A 17162-nucleotide genomic window follows, 5' to 3' on the forward strand; every position below is an offset into this window, starting at 1 on the left:
CTCCTACAAAGGCAGGCGCAGAACCTGTAGGAGCGAGCGGTGCGGCGACCCGACTTGCCCGCGAAGGCGTCGGACGGCGCACCGCAGAATATCCATTTGACGCAGCAGGCTTGTACCCATGAATTCCCAAAGCATCATCGTCCCGAAAATCTCCACGCTGCCGGTGCACGAACCCCGGGCCCGGGCGGTCGTGCGGTGGCTGGTGCGCAAGGACATCATCAAGGAAGAGCTGACCACTTGCGGCCGAACCGGCAACCGCATGGGGCACGCGATCGCCGACGGTGCCCGCGCCGTGGTGCTGCACCCGGATGCGCTGCCGTTCGGCGAGCCGGTCAATGGCCTGGAGATCATTACCAAACGCTGCATTTATACGCCGGCCAAAGGTTTTCTGGGGGAGGCGGGTTGCGCCGAGTGCCGCAAGGAAATCGGCGAAGCGCTGTTCGAAAGCCTCGAAGACTGGATGCCGGGGCGTACCGATAACTTCACCTGTCCCGAATGCGGGCATGAAGATGACATCAACGGCTTTCTGTTTTTGCAGGAGTGCGGGTTTTCCAACCTGGGGTTCATTTTCAACAACTGGGCCGAGGCCGGGTTCAAGCAGAGCTTTATCGATGAGTTTGCCGATTGGCTGGATCAGCCCGTGAGCTGGGTGAAAGTCGAGTTGTAATACGTCCGGGAGACCGCGTTATCGTTCATCGCCAGCAAGCCGGCTCCTACAGATCGACGGTGTTTTTGTAGGAGCCGGCTTGCTGGCGATGCTCTTAAAATCTCCCGTCGATCACTACGTCGATAATAGACAGAGTTTTACATTGAACCCGAGGGGGTGTCTGACTATAATGGCGCGCTTCCATTTTCCCGCTCGGGAGCCCCCGCGATGCTGCGTATCAGCCAAGAAGCTCTGACATTCGACGACATTCTCCTAGTGCCCGGTTATTCCGAGGTGCTTCCTAACGAAGTCAGTCTCAAGACCCGCCTTACCCGTGGCATCGAGCTGAACATTCCTCTGGTTTCTGCCGCCATGGACACCGTTACTGAAGCCCGTCTGGCAATCGCCATGGCTCAGGAAGGTGGCATCGGCATTATCCACAAGAACATGACCATCGAGCAGCAAGCTGCCGAAGTTCGCAAGGTCAAGAAGTTCGAAGCCGGCGTCGTCAAGGATCCGATCACCATCGAGGCTGACGCCACGGTTCGTGATCTGTTCGAACTGACCCGCATGCACAATATCTCCGGCGTTCCGGTACTGCACGATGGCGACCTGGTCGGCATCGTCACTTCCCGTGACGTGCGCTTCGAAACCCGTCTGGAAGCCACCGTACGTGAAGTGATGACGCCTAAAGAGCGTCTGGTCACCGTCCGTGAAGGCGCCAACAAGAACGAAGTCCGCGAGTTGCTGCACAAGCACCGCCTGGAAAAAGTCCTGATCGTCGACGACAAGTTTGCCCTCAAAGGCATGATGACCGTCAAAGACATCGAAAAAGCCAAGGCTTACCCACTGGCCAGCAAGGACGATCAAGGTCGTCTGCGCGTAGGCGCTGCGGTCGGCACCGGTAAAGACACCGGTGACCGCGTTGCCGCGCTGGTCAATGCCGGCGTTGACGTGGTGGTGGTCGACACCGCTCACGGTCACTCCAAAGGTGTGATCGACCGCGTTCGCTGGGTCAAACAGAATTTCCCTGAAGTGCAGGTCATCGGCGGCAACATCGCCACCGGCGCTGCCGCCAAGGCCCTGGCCGAAGCTGGCGCTGATGCAGTCAAGGTCGGTATCGGCCCTGGCTCGATCTGCACCACCCGTATCGTCGCCGGTGTCGGCGTCCCGCAAATCAGTGCCATCGCCAACGTCGCCGCTGCCCTTGAAGGCACCGGTGTTCCGTTGATCGCCGACGGCGGCATCCGTTTCTCCGGTGACCTGTCCAAGGCCATCGTCGCCGGTGCTTCCTGCGTGATGATGGGCTCGATGTTCGCCGGTACCGAAGAAGCGCCAGGCGAGATCGAACTGTTCCAGGGTCGTTCGTACAAGGCTTACCGTGGCATGGGTTCGCTGGGCGCCATGTCCCAGGCTCAAGGTTCCTCCGACCGTTACTTCCAGGACTCTTCGGCAGGCGCCGAGAAGCTGGTTCCGGAAGGCATCGAAGGGCGTGTTCCGTACAAGGGCACCCTGAGCGCGATCATCCACCAACTGATGGGCGGCCTGCGTTCCTCGATGGGCTACACCGGCAGTGCCGACATCGAAGAAATGCGCACCAAGCCTGAGTTCGTGCGGATCACCGGCGCTGGTATGGCCGAGTCCCACGTTCATGACGTACAGATCACCAAAGAAGCGCCAAACTACCGCGTAGGTTGAGCCTTCAAGCAAAACGTTAAGTAACCCGGGGCTGTTCGATTCAGCCCCGAGTTGTTTCTGAATCACGACTGTTTCTGAATTACTTAGACGAGACTGAATCATGGCCCTCGACATTCACGCCCACCGCATCCTGATCCTCGACTTCGGTTCCCAGTACACCCAGCTGATCGCCCGCCGCGTGCGTGAAATCGGCGTGTACTGCGAACTGCATCCGTTCGACATGGACGACGAAGCGATTCGCGAATTCGCTCCAAAAGGCGTCATTCTCGCCGGCGGTCCCGAGTCCGTGCACGAAGCCAACAGCCCTCGCTGCCCGCAAGCGGTGTTTGACCTGGGCGTGCCGGTCTTTGGCATCTGCTACGGCATGCAGACCATGGCTGAACAGCTGGGTGGCAAGGTCGAAGGTTCCGAACTGCGTGAATTCGGTTATGCCCGTGTCGACGTGGTCGGCAAGAGCCAGCTGCTGGATGGCATCGAAGACCACATCGACGCCGACGGCCTGTTCGGCCTCGACGTGTGGATGAGCCACGGTGACAAGGTCACCAAAATGCCGCAGGACTTCCACATCCTGGCCAGCACCCCGAGCTGCCCGATTGCCGGCATGTTCAACGACGACCTGCGCTACTACGGCGTGCAGTTCCACCCGGAAGTGACCCACACCAAGCAGGGCGGTCGCATCCTGTCGCGCTTCATCCTCGAGATCTGCGGCTGCGAAGCACTGTGGACGCCGTCGAAGATCGCTGAAGACGCCATCGCCCAGGTTCGCGCCCAGGTCGGCACCGACAACGTATTGCTCGGCCTGTCCGGCGGCGTTGACTCCTCGGTGGTTGCCGCGTTGCTGCACAAAGCCATTGGCGACCAGCTGACCTGCGTCTTCGTCGACAACGGCCTGCTGCGTCTGCACGAAGGCGAGCAAGTGATGGCCATGTTCGCCGAGAACATGGGCGTCAAGGTGATCCGCGCCAACGCTGAAGACCAGTTCCTGAACAACCTGGCTGGCGAAAGCGATCCAGAGAAGAAGCGCAAGATCATCGGCCGTACCTTCATCGACGTCTTCGATGCCCAGTCCAACAAACTGGACAACATCAAGTACCTCGCCCAAGGCACCATCTACCCGGACGTGATCGAGTCGGCTGGCGCCAAAAGCGGCAAGGCGCACGTGATCAAGTCGCACCACAACGTGGGCGGCCTGCCGGAAGAAATGAACCTCAAGCTGGTTGAACCGCTGCGCGAGCTGTTCAAGGACGAAGTCCGTCGTCTGGGCCTGGAACTCGGCCTGCCGTACGACATGGTCTACCGTCACCCGTTCCCGGGCCCGGGCCTGGGTGTGCGGATCCTCGGTGAAGTGAAGAAGGAATACGCCGACCTGCTGCGTCGCGCCGACCACATCTTCATCGAAGAACTGCGCAAGGCCGACTGGTACCACAAAGTCAGCCAGGCGTTCGTGGTGTTCCAGCCGGTGAAATCGGTTGGCGTTGTAGGCGATGGCCGTCGTTACGCCTGGGTCGTGGCCCTGCGTGCCGTGGAAACCATCGACTTCATGACTGCGCGTTGGGCTCACCTGCCTTACGAACTGCTGGAAACCGTCAGCGGCCGCATCATCAATGAAATCGAAGGCATCTCCCGCGTCACTTACGACGTGTCGAGCAAGCCACCAGCGACGATTGAGTGGGAATGATTGGGCGTCCGGCATTGTCCGGCACCACCTAGCAAGAAATGCCCTGAAGCCCGCGTAATTGCGGGCTTTTGGCTTTTTGGGTCTGGCAAATTCTGGCAAATTTGCGCATCGCCAAGCACCGTGTTTGTGTGGCATGGTACGGGGCATTAACTGAGCCCAATGCCATGCTCGATGCTCGATACCATGTCGCCTCAGTAGGGAGGGACATGGTATCAAACCTCATCATCTGCCCGGTTTCATTGGGTTTTCTCCTGATGCGTGAGTGCTTTTCTGAGCATGGTATTTTTTACGTGGAATACGTGACCTCCATGCTGACCGATACCAAGCTACGTAACCTCAAGTCGAAAGAAAAACTCTACAAGGTGAACGACCGCGACGGACTTTACGTGGCTGTTACTCCTGCGGGTTCAATCTCCTTTCGCTACAACTACTCCATCAACGGCCGTCAGGAGACCGTTACGTTCGGTCGCTATGGCGTGGGCGGCATCACACTTGCGGAAGCTAGAGAGCGCTTGGGTGAGGCTAAAAAGATGGTTTCGGCCGGTAAGTCACCAGCCAAAGAAAAGGCCCGTGCTAAGGCTCGTACCAAGGGTGCAGAAACGTTTGATGCGTGGGCCGAGAAATGGCTACGCGGCTATCAAATGGCCGACTCGACACGTGATATGCGCCGATCTGTTTACGAGCGCGAGCTCAAGCCGCAATTTGGCAATCAGAAACTGGTAGAAATCAACCATGAGGATCTGCGAACACTTACCGATGTAATCGTGGAGCGAGGTGCGCCAGCAACAGCAGTACACTCCCGCGAGATCGTAATGCAGGTGTTTCGATGGGCGATTGAGCGTGGCCAGAAGGTCGAGAATCCGGCCGATCTGGTACGTCCTGCAAGCATCGCTAAATTTGAGCCCCGTGACCGCGCTTTGGGCCCCGACGAAATCGCGTTGATGTACCAATACATGGACCGCATCGGCACCGCCTCCTCTGTGAGAGCTGCGGCTAAGCTGTTATTGCTCACCATGGTGCGCAAAAGTGAGCTGACCAACGCCACCTGGGACGAGATCAATTTTAGCGAAGCTCTGTGGACCATTCCGAAAGAGCGGATGAAGCGGCGTAACCCCCATTTGGTGTACTTATCTAGACAGGCGCTGGATTTCTTCATTGCATTGAAGACCTTTGCCGGTGGCTCGGATTACGTCTTGCCCTCTCGCTACGATTCTGACTTGCCAATGAGCACCGCAACAATCAATCAGGTGCTGACGCTGACCTATCGGCTTGCGCAGAAAGAAGGGAAGCCACTGAGTAAGTTCGGACCACATGATCTGAGACGGACAGCAAGCACGTTGCTGCACGAAGCAGGTTACAACTCAGACTGGATTGAGAAGTGCCTTGCACACGAGCAGAAGGGCGTGCGGGCCGTCTACAACAAGGCTGAATACCGGGATCAGCGCCGGGCAATGCTTCAGGACTGGGCAGACATGATTGATGAATGGACGTGCAAAAAACACGTCCAGAGAGCTGATTTTGTTCTTCGTGATGCTTTAAGCGCGCAGTGATCCCTCTGCTTTTGTAGCGAAAAGCCCACATTTGTGGGTTTTTTTCTGTCCGCAATGGTCCGTTTGTGGGACACATTTTATTGTTGAAATGTCTGAGGGAAAAATTCCTCTAAAAACAGACGTCTGGATATATTTTCCTGTCCAGAAACTAGACGTTTTACGGGCAGTAAGTGATTGATATTAAAGATAAAAAACTATTAATTTTTGCTGGAAAGCTCTGGAATTGTGGGGCAATAATCGAACCTCGATATGCGGAAAACGAGGAGTTCGGTGTGGAGAAAGAATCGAGAAAAGGGAATAAGGTTCTCATTAGCAAGAAGCAATTGCTGGCAATAATTCCGTTGTGCGAGCGCACGATTTACAACTTTGAGAAACTAGGGAAATTCCCGAGACGCATCGCTCTTAGCAGTCGTAAAGTCGTGTGGGATTTGGCCGAAATTGAGGCATGGATCGATACCTGTAAGGAATCCGGCCCAGCCCCCCGCCCCGGAATGGGGGCCTGAACTGTGGCTATTGACCTACGAAAAGCGTTCGAGAATAAGCCGCCACCGCTGGATTACGTTTTGCCTAGCATGGTGTGCGGTACGGTCGGGGCGCTGGTGTCGCCCGGCGGTGTCGGCAAATCCATGCTGGCCTTGCAAATAGCCGCACAGATCGCCGGTGGCCCTGATCTCTTGGGATTGGGCGAGCTACCCACTGGTCCGGTGATCTATCTGCCTGCCGAAGATCCTACCGCCGCTATCCATCATCGGTTGCATGCTCTAGGGGCGTATCTCAGTGACGAGCAGCACCAAGTGGTTGCCGCTGGCCTGGTCATCCAGCCGCTGATCGGCAGCCAGCCCAACATCATGAAGCCTAACTGGTTCGACTGGCTTAGGCGAGCTGGTGAGGGCCGTCGCCTGATGGTGCTCGACACCTTGCGTCGGTTCCACATCGAGGAAGAGAATTCCAGCGGCCCGATGGCTCAGATCATCGGCCGCATGGAGGCTATCGCCGCCGAGACCGGTTGCTCAATCGTGTTTCTGCACCACACCAGTAAGGGCGCGGCCATGATGAACGCAGGCGACCAGCAGCAGGCCAGTCGTGGGTCGTCCGTGTTGGTCGATAACATCCGGTGGCAATCGTATCTGTCCGGCATGACGCAGAGCGAGTCTGAGGAGTGGGGAGTCGAGGACAGTCAGCGTGGGTATTTTGTCCGCTATGGTGTCAGCAAAGCCAACTACGGCACACCCTTTCAGGAGCGTTGGTTCCGTCGGAATGAGGGCGGTGTATTGAAGCCCGCCGTGCTGGAGAAACAGCCCAAGGCCAAGAGGGCGCGACTTGTCGCAGCGACATATTAAACCAGCCTACGCCCTACTTGACCCCGCCCACGTCTTTGACGGGCTGTTCGTGCCTACCAAGGGTAAAAAACGAGGACGCTTGCTCGTCGAGCCGCGCCGCTTCGGTAAGCTAGAGATCGGATTTCAGGGGTTTGAGCAACTTGGAGCCGATGATCAGTCAATTCTGTACGCCCTGACGGCTCAGCTTGGTATTGCAAAGCTTGTGATCGAAAGCACCTCAGCCGGGCCAATCAATAAGCAGCTACGCCTTGCGTTGGAATTTAATCAAGATGACGGCGCTCCGTTGGCGAGCAAACGCACCAGCCTGCGAAGTCTACTTATTGACGCTGGATATCAAGACCCTGAGAGTGGGCGGGCACTGAAGGCGGCAAAAGAGAGCTTGAATCGTCTGGCCAATACACAGATTCGGGAGATTAACCGCCAAACGGGATGGGACCGGCGGTGCAACCTGATCTCTGTCAGCTTTAACCATAAAACCGGGGAAATTCACGTCGCAGCAAATCCGCGTCTAACGGATGCAGTGTTTCATGGGCAGTATGTCAAAGTCTCACTGTTCGAGCGCAACGAGCTGGAGACAGGAGTGGCGAAAATTCTACATGCCTGGCTGTGCTCGAATATCCGGCTAGGTCGGGCGTTGGGTAACGGAAACGGGGCACACCTCGATACCATTGCACCGCATGTTTGGGGCGGTGCGGCTTGGGCTAGATTCGCCGCCTCAGACCGTAGCAAGAAGCGCGACCAGTTACGGGCGGCATTGCACGAGATCGCGGATCAAACACGGAGCCTGCATGGCGGCTATGGCTGGTCCATCGACCAGATGAGCAGTGGGCTAGTGCTGGTCAGCCGCCCAAAAAGTATGCCACTAATCGAACAGTATTCAGGTTGTGAGACGCCTAGCGAGTATCACGACTTAACTCAAGCCCCGGCTTAGGTGGCAACATCCCCCGGCCTATGTGGAAACTACCCCCGGCCGAGGTGGAAATAAGTCACGTGCCAAATATGGGCGCAAAATCGTGCTCTGTCTGGCTTCCAGTCCTTTCGCGAAATTCCGCTCTAAGAAGTTCTAAGAAGCTTCTACTCTGCGCGCGAAGCGCCGCGCCTCGAGGCGCAGCCCATCACTTGCAACTTGATCGGCCTACGGCCTTTGGACACCAAAAGGAAAGGCCGTGGGCTGGATTGTTCGTTGTGCTTACCAAGAGACCGGAGGAGCCATCAACGGCGCTTTCAAGGGATTGGTGCACGGTAGGGGTTCTTACACTCCGGAAATTGCTCACAATGGATAATTGCACAGATCTGCCCACCCATTGGCACTCGACCTGACCAATCATTTGCATCGGATTTGACAATCACGCTGCGTGGCCATGACCGGCAAAGAACGACCCAAATCTGCCGGTGGTGGCATGCAAAAAACGGCCAAGCGCGGAAAGTTCTATCGAAGTTGTTACTTGTTAACAGCTATCATCGGATACGTTCCGAAGGAAAATTGCTGTACAAAAACAGCAATCTGCCCATGGTTAGCAGAGATCATGCAAAAGCAAAAATTAACTTCGCAATGCCAAAGATCTTTACTTCCTAGTCTGAAAACAAACCAACTAGATTGCGTTCACCCTGCCATCGGTTGATATTCTGGAATAAATTAGTCTTTCTAAATTTGCCACGATCAAAGGAAAGTGCCAATGACTCTTCAACTCGGTCTGGATGTTGAAAAATATTGCTTTTGCTTTTTAAAGCTACCGAGGCAATAATGCAGACTATTTCAGCAACATCATGCCCATTAATCATATCTTCATAATTATTTTCCTGTAGAAGAATTTTGTCAAACGCTGCACGTATCACCTGCTTTGTACTGACTACCTTTTGTCTATTCTTTGAATACTCCCAGACGATATGAATCATCTGGTCTATATTTAAGGAAAAAGTTTTTTCGCATATAAATTTTTTAAACCTTATTCTATTTCCATCTGGTGACGCTGGTTTAAAAGACAGGCCAAGATTTTCTTTTTTATCAGCAAGTCGAAGGCAGCCGGTCAGGTAGGCGAGATCCAATACTACTTTCTTTATCGTAGAGTTCGCTTTTTCCTCAAAAGCACGTTGTATTTGTTGATCTACTCCGACCGATAACAAGTCTTCCAATGTATCAACCATGATCATCATCACTTCCGAATCATGTCCATCCGTCACAAAAATATCGTCTTTGAAGTCCTGGTCAAATTTTATGTTTCCTTTGATGCGCAGAAAATCCGCGTCCCTAATCGCGATTTTTCTCGTGAACCCCCTAGAAGATAAAATCCCATACGCTTCTCTAAGTTTGTATTTGCCTGTTGTTTGAGTTAGCCTGACTTCCTCGCGATTGAAAAATTTTGTGTAGACCTTTAAGTCTTTGATGCCTTCCACCAAAACATGAGTACCTTTAAATCGTGTATCCTGCATAAGTGAATTGGCAATTCGTTCAGGAGTGATATGCTGTTCCAATTACTCAATCCCCTCTAACTCAATACGCAGATCCCAGTTGGAGGAAATGATGTCTGGCGAATGCGTTGCAATTACTGCAGTGAATTTATTAATTTCTGCAACGCGCTTTAAATCGTCAATAAACTGATTCTGCCAAGAAATATGCAATGAAAGCTCAGGCTCATCAATGAGAATCAGATCGCCGGGGGTTGAATTAAAGATAAGTTTGTAAAACAAAACTAGCTCGTGCTGCTCCCCCGAAGACAACTTTGTTAGATCGATCTCTATCGGTTTATTATTTTTGTCGTTTATAATGGATGTGAACTCTAGCCCGTCTTCCTTACTGACTTTCAACCTTTTGTGCTTAAATCGACTGCTAAGAATACTCATGAAGAGGCTTATTTTTTTTGCAAGATTTTCGTACGGCTCAAGTTTTAGCTTACTATCCTCAACATATTGCTTCATTGATATGACTATAAGGTCATTATGTTCATCCTGAATAACTGCAAGCTCAGAGTCTTGCGCATCGACCACTAATCCTGCCGCTGATAAGTATTTTCGCTTTTCATTTAAATCTGACAGCTCCTCATTCAGCTGAGCATATGTGTAATCCGTTTTTTCCCTAAGGTTTTTTACCAGCCTGTTGGGATACGTACTGTCGAGCGCTGAAGTAATATCTGCGGACGATTTGATTGCATTTGAAATGAGATCTTTTAGCTCGTTAGAACATTGCGTAACCATGCTCCTGTAGGAGTCTTTTGCGCTTTCGTTGCGCGTTATTATGCGCTGGGTTTCAATCAACCTAACATTTATCTTTTTTGATTCGTCGATTAGCCATTTTAGAGGTATTGTCTTTTCACGGTTGTGAACTAAATTTCTTTCCACATACTCACGTTCCAGCATCATTCTTTGCAGATCTCTGGCTTCGTATGTGCGGCTGCCATGCATCATTTCATTACGAAAATTCTCCAACTGCATTTCAATAGTACGCAGATGTCGAACATCATAACCAACTTTTCTTCCGTAACTAAAAACTTTTTCCGGCTTGGATTTTGAGTTCGTACTCCGTCTATATACGTAAAGAGCGGAGTCCTCATCAGAGACAGCCTTGGAAAACTCCCAGGATTCTTTATTGTCGAAGTAGATGGTTAACTTTTCAAAGTCTAATTCGCTTAAGAAATTGTAATCGTTATTAAATACAGCGTTCACGGCTTCTAATATCTTTGTTTTACCAATCCCGTTTTCCCCAAGAACTATGGTCACGCCACTTTCTTGATTAAATGGAATCTCATGGTCAAAGATACCGAATAGCTTTGATATGGACACCTTTATAATATTCAATTTCGATCCTCTATTTGCAAAAAAGTTTTGAAATAATAGTTATAGATGAGTGAGGGATTATTCGAGGGGGAGCAGCCATCTTCGCGGCGAAAAGCTCTGCCAAGTCATGAGGGGGCACCGTAAGTAGTTCTATAGCACTATTATTTGGCGCGCCCACTGTGCATTCTCTTTTTAGGTGCCGTAAAGGTGCAACCCTCTTACGATACCGCTTTGCCATTATCGAGTCGATGGATTGAAAAACCTACCACACAAAGAGGGTCATGGTGTGGAGGCAAGGCCACGCGCCACATAAATTGAGGCATCACGGATCTCATAGACAACGAATTATTGCTTCGTCGAAAGCTGACCATCTCGACCGTCAGCGATGGATCGTTTCCGGCCTTTCCTAAATGACAGCTTTTGGCCCTTCACTGCCGGTCATGTTTGCTAACGGGGCGGGTCAAATCCGGTGCAAATGTTTGGTTAGGTCGAATGCAAACGGGTGGTCAAGTCAGTGCGATTACCCACCAAAGGGAAGGGTAGTGGGGAAGGACATCCTTAGCACGAGCTATAGGCCGCAGAAGACGGCAAAAAGGTTCCAAAGTGTTGGCAATGCCCAAGGCGCTCATCGCCTCGCAAATTGCTCAAAGCGCAGGCCAGTGTCCCGCAAAGTTTTGCCCCAAGCAGTAAGGCTTCTCGATGACAGAAAGACAGAGCGGGATGCCTTTCCTTTTGGTGCTATCAATCGGTAGGAATCAAATGGGACTGTGATCAATGCGACTTTATGCGAATCAATGCGAATCAATGCGAATCAATGCGAATCAATGCGAATCAATGCGATTTTATGCGATTGGGCACTAGTCAATTGGTATCTGTAATTTCATTGCATAAAATCGCGTAGAACTGGACGGCAAGATGTGTGTTGTACGGGTACGGGCTTCGCCCTTCCCCTCCCAACACCTTGCCTTACTCGCCTTCGGCTCGACGGGATTTTGCTCTGCGAGGCCCACCGTCGCTGCCGCGACTGAATCAAAATCGACATAGTAGGAGCGACTCCATGATTAGCCCTCAACCAGCAGAAACAAAAGCTCGCCGACGCGGTAAGCCGATTGAGGTTTGGGTTAATGATGAGGAAAAATCGCAGATTGCCATCCGCGCAAAAGAGTGCGGTTTGTCTCGATCTGGCTACTTGCGTGCGGTGGGATTGAACTACCCAGTACGGTCTGTGGTGGATCTGGCGGCCGTAACAGACCTTGCCAAGGTCAATGGCGACCTTGGGCGAGTCGCGGGCTTATTGAAATTGATGCTTCTCGAAAAGCGTGGTCAGGGGGAAAGAGCGATAGATGTGCACGCCCTAATGGTGGAATTTCGCGAGCTGCAAGGGGAGGTAAGGGCGATTATGAGCAAGGTGGTATATGAAGGAAAATGAAAAGGTCCTTGATGGCTAATTTCTGCACTTCCTTTTTGGTGCCTTTTAAAGGCTACTTCTGATCTGGCAGTATGTCGCTAGCGATTTAGGCTGAGTTCCTACAATCGTAAGCATAGGTAGTTATTGATTTTTTTAATTTCGCGTTTGAGGTTGGCCATGTGCTCAATGGGTAAAAACTCTGGCCGTACGGCCCTAGATTGACCCCCAACTGCCTTCGTCATGACTTCGGTTGCGATCTCAAGTGCGCTACGCACCTCAGTCAAGACGACGTCTCGGCAGCAATGGGCCACTGCGTAAACAAAACCGCAAGCTACTACGGCCAGTTTCAAATTGGAAAGTCGAGAGGCCCCGACCTCTAGCCATCGTCGGTCCTGTCGGCACGGCCGATACTACGGACTCGTAGCCCCATCCCTAATCTGCGAACCGCTCCCGAGCTCACTAGCTAACAGGAGTCGTTGCACCAAGGTTCATCCAGGAATACTGTGCCACCAACCCTCGGCACGCTTCGGCAGCGGAGCTGCCTTGGTCTCGGGTTTTGAAATAAGTGAAACAAAGCGCTTTAGGCCCTTGGAGATGAAATCAAGTGGATCAAGGGCTTCAGCGGTGTCGTGCGCAATCCGCTGCGGACCACCCATCATTGAGTCATGTTGCTGAAGTGAGAGAGCTGTCATAATTTACCAACATACGAGGACGCCTGCCTCAGGCAGCGCCTCAGACACCTAAGGAGGGGATCGTGAGCTTAATGCTGATGTCTAACGTGACAGGGAGATGCTTCTAAATTTCACATGCGAAATGTGAACTTGAGCATATTAAAAGTCTAGCTAGCGTAATACGGGACTTATCATGGCAACAGCCGAACAGATTAAAGCGTTACTCAGAAGTCACATTGATCGTGACGAGCATCGCTTCTACTCGATCGCCTTACAGGTTGCGGCGAAAGAGGCGCGCGTGGGCCATACGAAACTTGCGGGGGAAATAAAGGGACTCATCGAGAAAGCGCAAACATCTAATTTTGAGCCTAAACTCTCCTCAGTAAAAAGTACAGTTCAGCTTAATCGCTCATCTCAAGAGCTGAATGGATTGCTTGAGCTTTCGCATCCATCTGCACGACTATCCGAGTTAATATTGTCTTCTGAAACTCAAAGTCGAATTGATAGGATCGTCATTGAGCAGCGGCAAAAAGATAAGTTGCACGATTTCGGACTCCTCCCTAGAAGAAAAATGCTATTTACTGGTCCTCCTGGAACAGGAAAGACCCTAACTGCCTCAGTGCTCGCAGCCGAACTAAAACTTCCACTTTATACTATAGTTTTAGATTCATTGATCACTCGGTACATGGGCGAGACAGCCTCAAAGCTCAGATTGGTTTTTGATCATATAAAGCAAACACGAGCTATTTATTTTTTTGATGAGTTTGATGCAATTGGTACGCAGCGCGGGTCACAAAACGACGTCGGTGAAATACGAAGAGTTTTAAACTCCTTCTTACTATTCGTTGAGCAAGACACATCAGAAAGCATTATTATCGCTGCAACCAACCACCCTGAGCTTCTCGATAAAGCATTGTACAGAAGATTTGACGATATAATACCGTTTGAAAAACCTGACAAAGAAAACATAAAGAAGATAATAATAAATCGGCTGAGTCAGTTTAAACTTAACGGGATTCGCTGGCCGTCGGTAATCGGTAAGGCAACAGGTCTAAGTTCCGCTGAAATCACTAGAGCCTGTGAAGACGCAGCTAAAGAGGCTGTTCTTCATCATGATTCCGATCTTACGACAAAACTATTGACTGACGCACTAGCTTACAAACATATTCATAACTGACCGGAAAGCCCGTATGCGCGAAGGATTGCCACACATTGTAGTACCAGGCTTCAATAAGAAAGAAAAATTCAAGCCTAAGGGTGTCGGTAGAAATCCATTGATACCTACACAAGATCGCGGGGCTCATGGTGGTAGAATTTTCGCCGGGTATAACAATGCAATATCCGAAGGCAGTCAACGAAAAGCAGCCGTTCAGCCATTAACTGAAGAAAGTGGCATATACCTCGAAGTTCGAAGTTTCCCAAAATGCCAACTACAGCTTGATAGTCTTGATACGAAAAAAAGTTATCACCTACAAAGCTGGCATCTGGAAGGCGAACGAGAGATCGCAGTCATCTTTGTACCAGACAGTAAGAGGTTGGACTTCTCAAAAAAAGTAGAAACATACTTAAATCCAGACAAAGACTTTGAAAATGTTACTACAGGGAATAAAACGCCAAAAAACCGCAAGCTGATCGATAGCATTGAGGAAGTAAAACTAGCTAATTTAAGATCATTTTGGACAGATAGAGTCGAGGCGTATCCCACTAATGCAGATGAGATAATTTGGTGGGAAGTATGGATGAATTGGAGCGATCGCCTAGGCAGCCCACTGCCACTTGCCAATCAACTTGCCGAAAGAATTGGTGCAGAAGCATCCAACTCGTATTTAACTTTTTTTAAGTCTGCAGTATTTTTAATAAGGGCATCAGCCAACAACCTCCAAACAGCTCCGGAATTGATTGGAAATCTGTCGGAGCTGCGTAAAGCCCAGTGCTCACCAAACATTTCCATAACATTGGGCCCAAGAGACCAGCAGGATCTATCAGAAAGTTTACTAGCCAGAACTACTTTCAATAACGATAGCATAGCCTCAATTTGTATACTTGATACCGGCATCAACTACAATAATCCTCTTTTATCTTCAAATTGCAGCACTGAAAAATCTGAGTGCTGGGATGCTCGATGGGACCATTTTGACACCCCAGGTAATGCTTATAATGATCACGGCTCCCGACAGGCAGGGCTGGCTCTATATGGGTTAGAACTACAAGAACTACTTTTCTCAAACAATGTATTTGAAGCGCCATACCATATTGAGTCTGCTCGAATTTTTCCTCCAGTCGGCACCAATGATCCTGAATTGTATGGTGCTGTAACAATTGATACAGCCAACAAGATTGAGATACAAAGCCCAAATTGGAATAGAGTTTACTCTATGGCGGTGACTGCACAACCGTCAGGCCCAAGTGGACTGCCTTCCTCTTGGTCAGCAGAAATTGACTACTACTCCTCTGGGTACCAGGATGAAAAACAGCGATTATTCATAATTTCAGCTGGCAACAACACCAATTTAAGAACGGATATGGACTATTGGGATCAAGTTCACCTCTCTGAAATTGAGGATCCTGCTCAATCTTGGAATGCGGTGACCGTGGGCGCGTGCACGTTTCTCACAGAAGTAGATGATCCGACTTTTAAGGGCTGGTCTCCATTCTCCCACCCGGGTGATATTTCTCCATCATCTAGATCATCAATAAACTGGAGTTGGCGTAAACAGGCGCCTTATAAACCAGAGGTGGTCGCCGAAGGGGGAAACCGGCTTCTATCGCCTAATGAGACAGAGCTCACAGATGCTGACTGCGTCTCTATTCTTACTACATCAGGACGCTCTGCAGGACTAGTACTGGAAACTACTAAAGACACCAGTGCAGCAAGCGGCTTAGTCTCGCGAGATGCGGGTATTCTTACTGCGGAGTACCCGCACTTCTGGCCAGAAACGATCCGCGGTTTGATGATTCATTCTGCAGGCTGGACCCAGCGTATGCTTGAAAGGTATGAAGCACTCCAACAAGCTCATAACTTATCTAACTCTAAAGAGATCATGCTGAGAACTGTGGGGCATGGTGTTGTAAATTTAGCAAAAGCCCAACACAGCGCCGACAATCTCTTAACTCTTATTTCGCAAGAAGAAATTCAGCCTTTTATAAAAACGCCGGGGAAAGAAACACCATCTTCAGACGCCAAACTCAATGAAATGGTACTTTACGAACTTCCTTGGCCGGAAGAGGTTCTGCAATCCCTTCAAGATACTCAAGTCAGACTAAAGGTCACTCTCTCGTACTTTATTGAACCTAATCCTGGGAGGAAAGGTTACAGGAGCAGATACAGCTATCAGTCGCATGGGCTACGTTTCGAAGTGATCCGACCTGAACAAAGCCTCGCGAATTTTAAACTGTTCGTGAACGGCCTGACCAATGAGGATGATGAAGATTATGATGGGCCTGAAGGAGATAACAGTGGTTGGCAATTCGGTCCAAAACTCAGGAAGCGCGGCTCAATTCACTCCGATTGCTGGACTGGAGACGCTGCTAAGCTTGCAAGTATGAAGCATATTGCTGTCTATCCTGTTGGTGGTTGGTGGAAATACAAAACTTCCGATGAGAGCTGGAGAAAGAAAGCGCGTTTTAGCTTAGTGGTTACTATTGAGGCTCCTGAAACTGATGTTGATATTTACACACCGGTTCAGACGGTAATTGATCTACTGATTGAGGTTTGATCTCTTAAAACCTCGTTTGGCAGCACTCACAACTGAAAGCTAACCCGAGACCAAGGCAGCTCGGCTGCCGCTGCCAGTCAAGGGTTGGTACGCAGTCCTGAGCCGACCGCTGAGACACTGTGTCCAATTCTGGCCACGCACCATGGTGATTTCAGGTACACCAGCGGTACAGGACGAACGAGCCAGAACGGGGTGGTCAAGCCCATGCAATTACTCAACTTATTATCTATCCGGCGGCCGATAGTGGAGAGGGAAGCGACAACCGAAGTCGCTGCGCTCCTGAGCGTGTATCGCGTAACATTGTACCGCCCGCTCAAAAAGAGGATGGCACCAGATGACATGCCGACCACATGACGAGGCAATGGCCGAGCAGTTCCGCGCCGATCCGGACTATGCGGCCGAGCTGCTGATTGAAGTGCGCCGAAACGGCGACTCTGCCGAGCTGGCTATCCTATTGCGACAGATGGCCAAGGTGTTCGGGCAGGATGAAGGGTGGAGTCTTGCCGATGCAGAGCGCAAGCCATCGTCTACATAACAGGATATGGCATATTTCATGGCATTGAGATCCTTTCGTATCATAAGTGAATGATATTTATGGGTTTTTATCTATTATTTACAATCGAGTGGGAGTGATCCCGATCTGACTGATCGCCTGTAACACCTGAAAGGCCCCGTGAATGTGAA

Annotated in this window: 13 protein-coding genes; 11 read left to right on the plus strand and 2 right to left on the minus strand. The window is 50.9% G+C overall.

What is annotated here, in order from left to right:
• The first annotated feature begins 118 nt into the window (after positions 1-118).
• The 7 genes from IB254_RS25410 to repC all read left to right on the plus strand — a co-directional run bounded on the left by IB254_RS25410 (position 119) and on the right by repC (position 7843).
• Positions 119-667: a hypothetical protein gene (locus tag IB254_RS25410; protein ID WP_008042413.1), complete on the plus strand. Its 549-nt coding sequence runs from the start codon at positions 119-121 to the stop codon at positions 665-667.
• 207 nt (positions 668-874) lie between these two features.
• Positions 875-2344: an IMP dehydrogenase gene (gene guaB / locus IB254_RS25415; protein WP_008042411.1), complete on the plus strand. Its 1470-nt coding sequence runs from the start codon at positions 875-877 to the stop codon at positions 2342-2344.
• Between the two features lie 100 nt (positions 2345-2444).
• Positions 2445-4022, plus strand: a complete 1578-nt coding sequence (guaA, locus tag IB254_RS25420) for a glutamine-hydrolyzing GMP synthase (RefSeq protein WP_008025547.1) — start codon at positions 2445-2447, stop codon at positions 4020-4022.
• A gap of 308 nt (positions 4023-4330) precedes the next feature.
• Positions 4331-5572, plus strand: coding sequence for a tyrosine-type recombinase/integrase (locus IB254_RS25425; protein WP_192420197.1), 1242 nt, complete (start codon positions 4331-4333; stop codon positions 5570-5572).
• A gap of 272 nt (positions 5573-5844) precedes the next feature.
• Positions 5845-6075, plus strand: a complete 231-nt coding sequence (locus IB254_RS25430; RefSeq protein WP_192420199.1) for a helix-turn-helix transcriptional regulator — start codon at positions 5845-5847, stop codon at positions 6073-6075.
• A 3-nt stretch (positions 6076-6078) separates the two neighbouring features.
• On the plus strand, positions 6079-6912 hold the full coding sequence (locus IB254_RS25435; RefSeq protein WP_192420111.1) for a helicase RepA family protein: 834 nt from the start codon (positions 6079-6081) through the stop codon (positions 6910-6912).
• Positions 6893-7843, plus strand: a complete 951-nt coding sequence (gene repC, locus IB254_RS25440) for a replication protein C, IncQ-type (protein ID WP_192420113.1) — start codon at positions 6893-6895, stop codon at positions 7841-7843. The genes IB254_RS25435 and repC overlap by 20 nt, the downstream gene beginning before the upstream one ends.
• Positions 7844-8484: 641 nt before the next feature.
• Here the strand turns inward: repC and IB254_RS25445 are convergent.
• Positions 8485-9384: a DUF4435 domain-containing protein gene (locus IB254_RS25445; RefSeq protein ID WP_192420115.1), complete on the minus strand. Its 900-nt coding sequence runs from the start codon at positions 9382-9384 to the stop codon at positions 8485-8487.
• On the minus strand, positions 9385-10704 hold the full coding sequence (locus IB254_RS25450; RefSeq protein ID WP_192420117.1) for an AAA family ATPase: 1320 nt from the start codon (positions 10702-10704) through the stop codon (positions 9385-9387). It lies immediately after the preceding gene.
• Between the two features lie 1036 nt (positions 10705-11740).
• On the opposite strand from IB254_RS25450, the gene IB254_RS25455 reads away from it, so the two are divergent.
• The 4 genes from IB254_RS25455 (at position 11741) to IB254_RS25470 (ending at position 17013) form a co-directional block, all read left to right on the plus strand.
• Positions 11741-12112, plus strand: a complete 372-nt coding sequence (locus tag IB254_RS25455; RefSeq protein WP_192420119.1) for a plasmid mobilization protein — start codon at positions 11741-11743, stop codon at positions 12110-12112.
• Between the two features lie 843 nt (positions 12113-12955).
• Positions 12956-13939: an AAA family ATPase gene (locus IB254_RS25460; RefSeq protein WP_192420121.1), complete on the plus strand. Its 984-nt coding sequence runs from the start codon at positions 12956-12958 to the stop codon at positions 13937-13939.
• Between the two features lie 13 nt (positions 13940-13952).
• Positions 13953-16478 carry a S8 family peptidase gene (locus IB254_RS25465; protein ID WP_192420123.1) on the plus strand — a complete coding sequence of 842 codons (2526 nt, stop codon included), beginning with the start codon at positions 13953-13955 and terminating at the stop codon, positions 16476-16478.
• Between the two features lie 334 nt (positions 16479-16812).
• Complete coding sequence (locus tag IB254_RS25470; protein ID WP_192420125.1) at positions 16813-17013, plus strand: transcriptional regulator; 201 nt, start codon at positions 16813-16815, stop codon at positions 17011-17013.
• The last annotated feature ends 149 nt before the right edge of the window (positions 17014-17162 follow it).

Source organism: Pseudomonas sp. PDM03, from assembly GCF_014852385.1.
Lineage (GTDB): Bacteria > Pseudomonadota > Gammaproteobacteria > Pseudomonadales > Pseudomonadaceae > Aquipseudomonas > Aquipseudomonas migulae.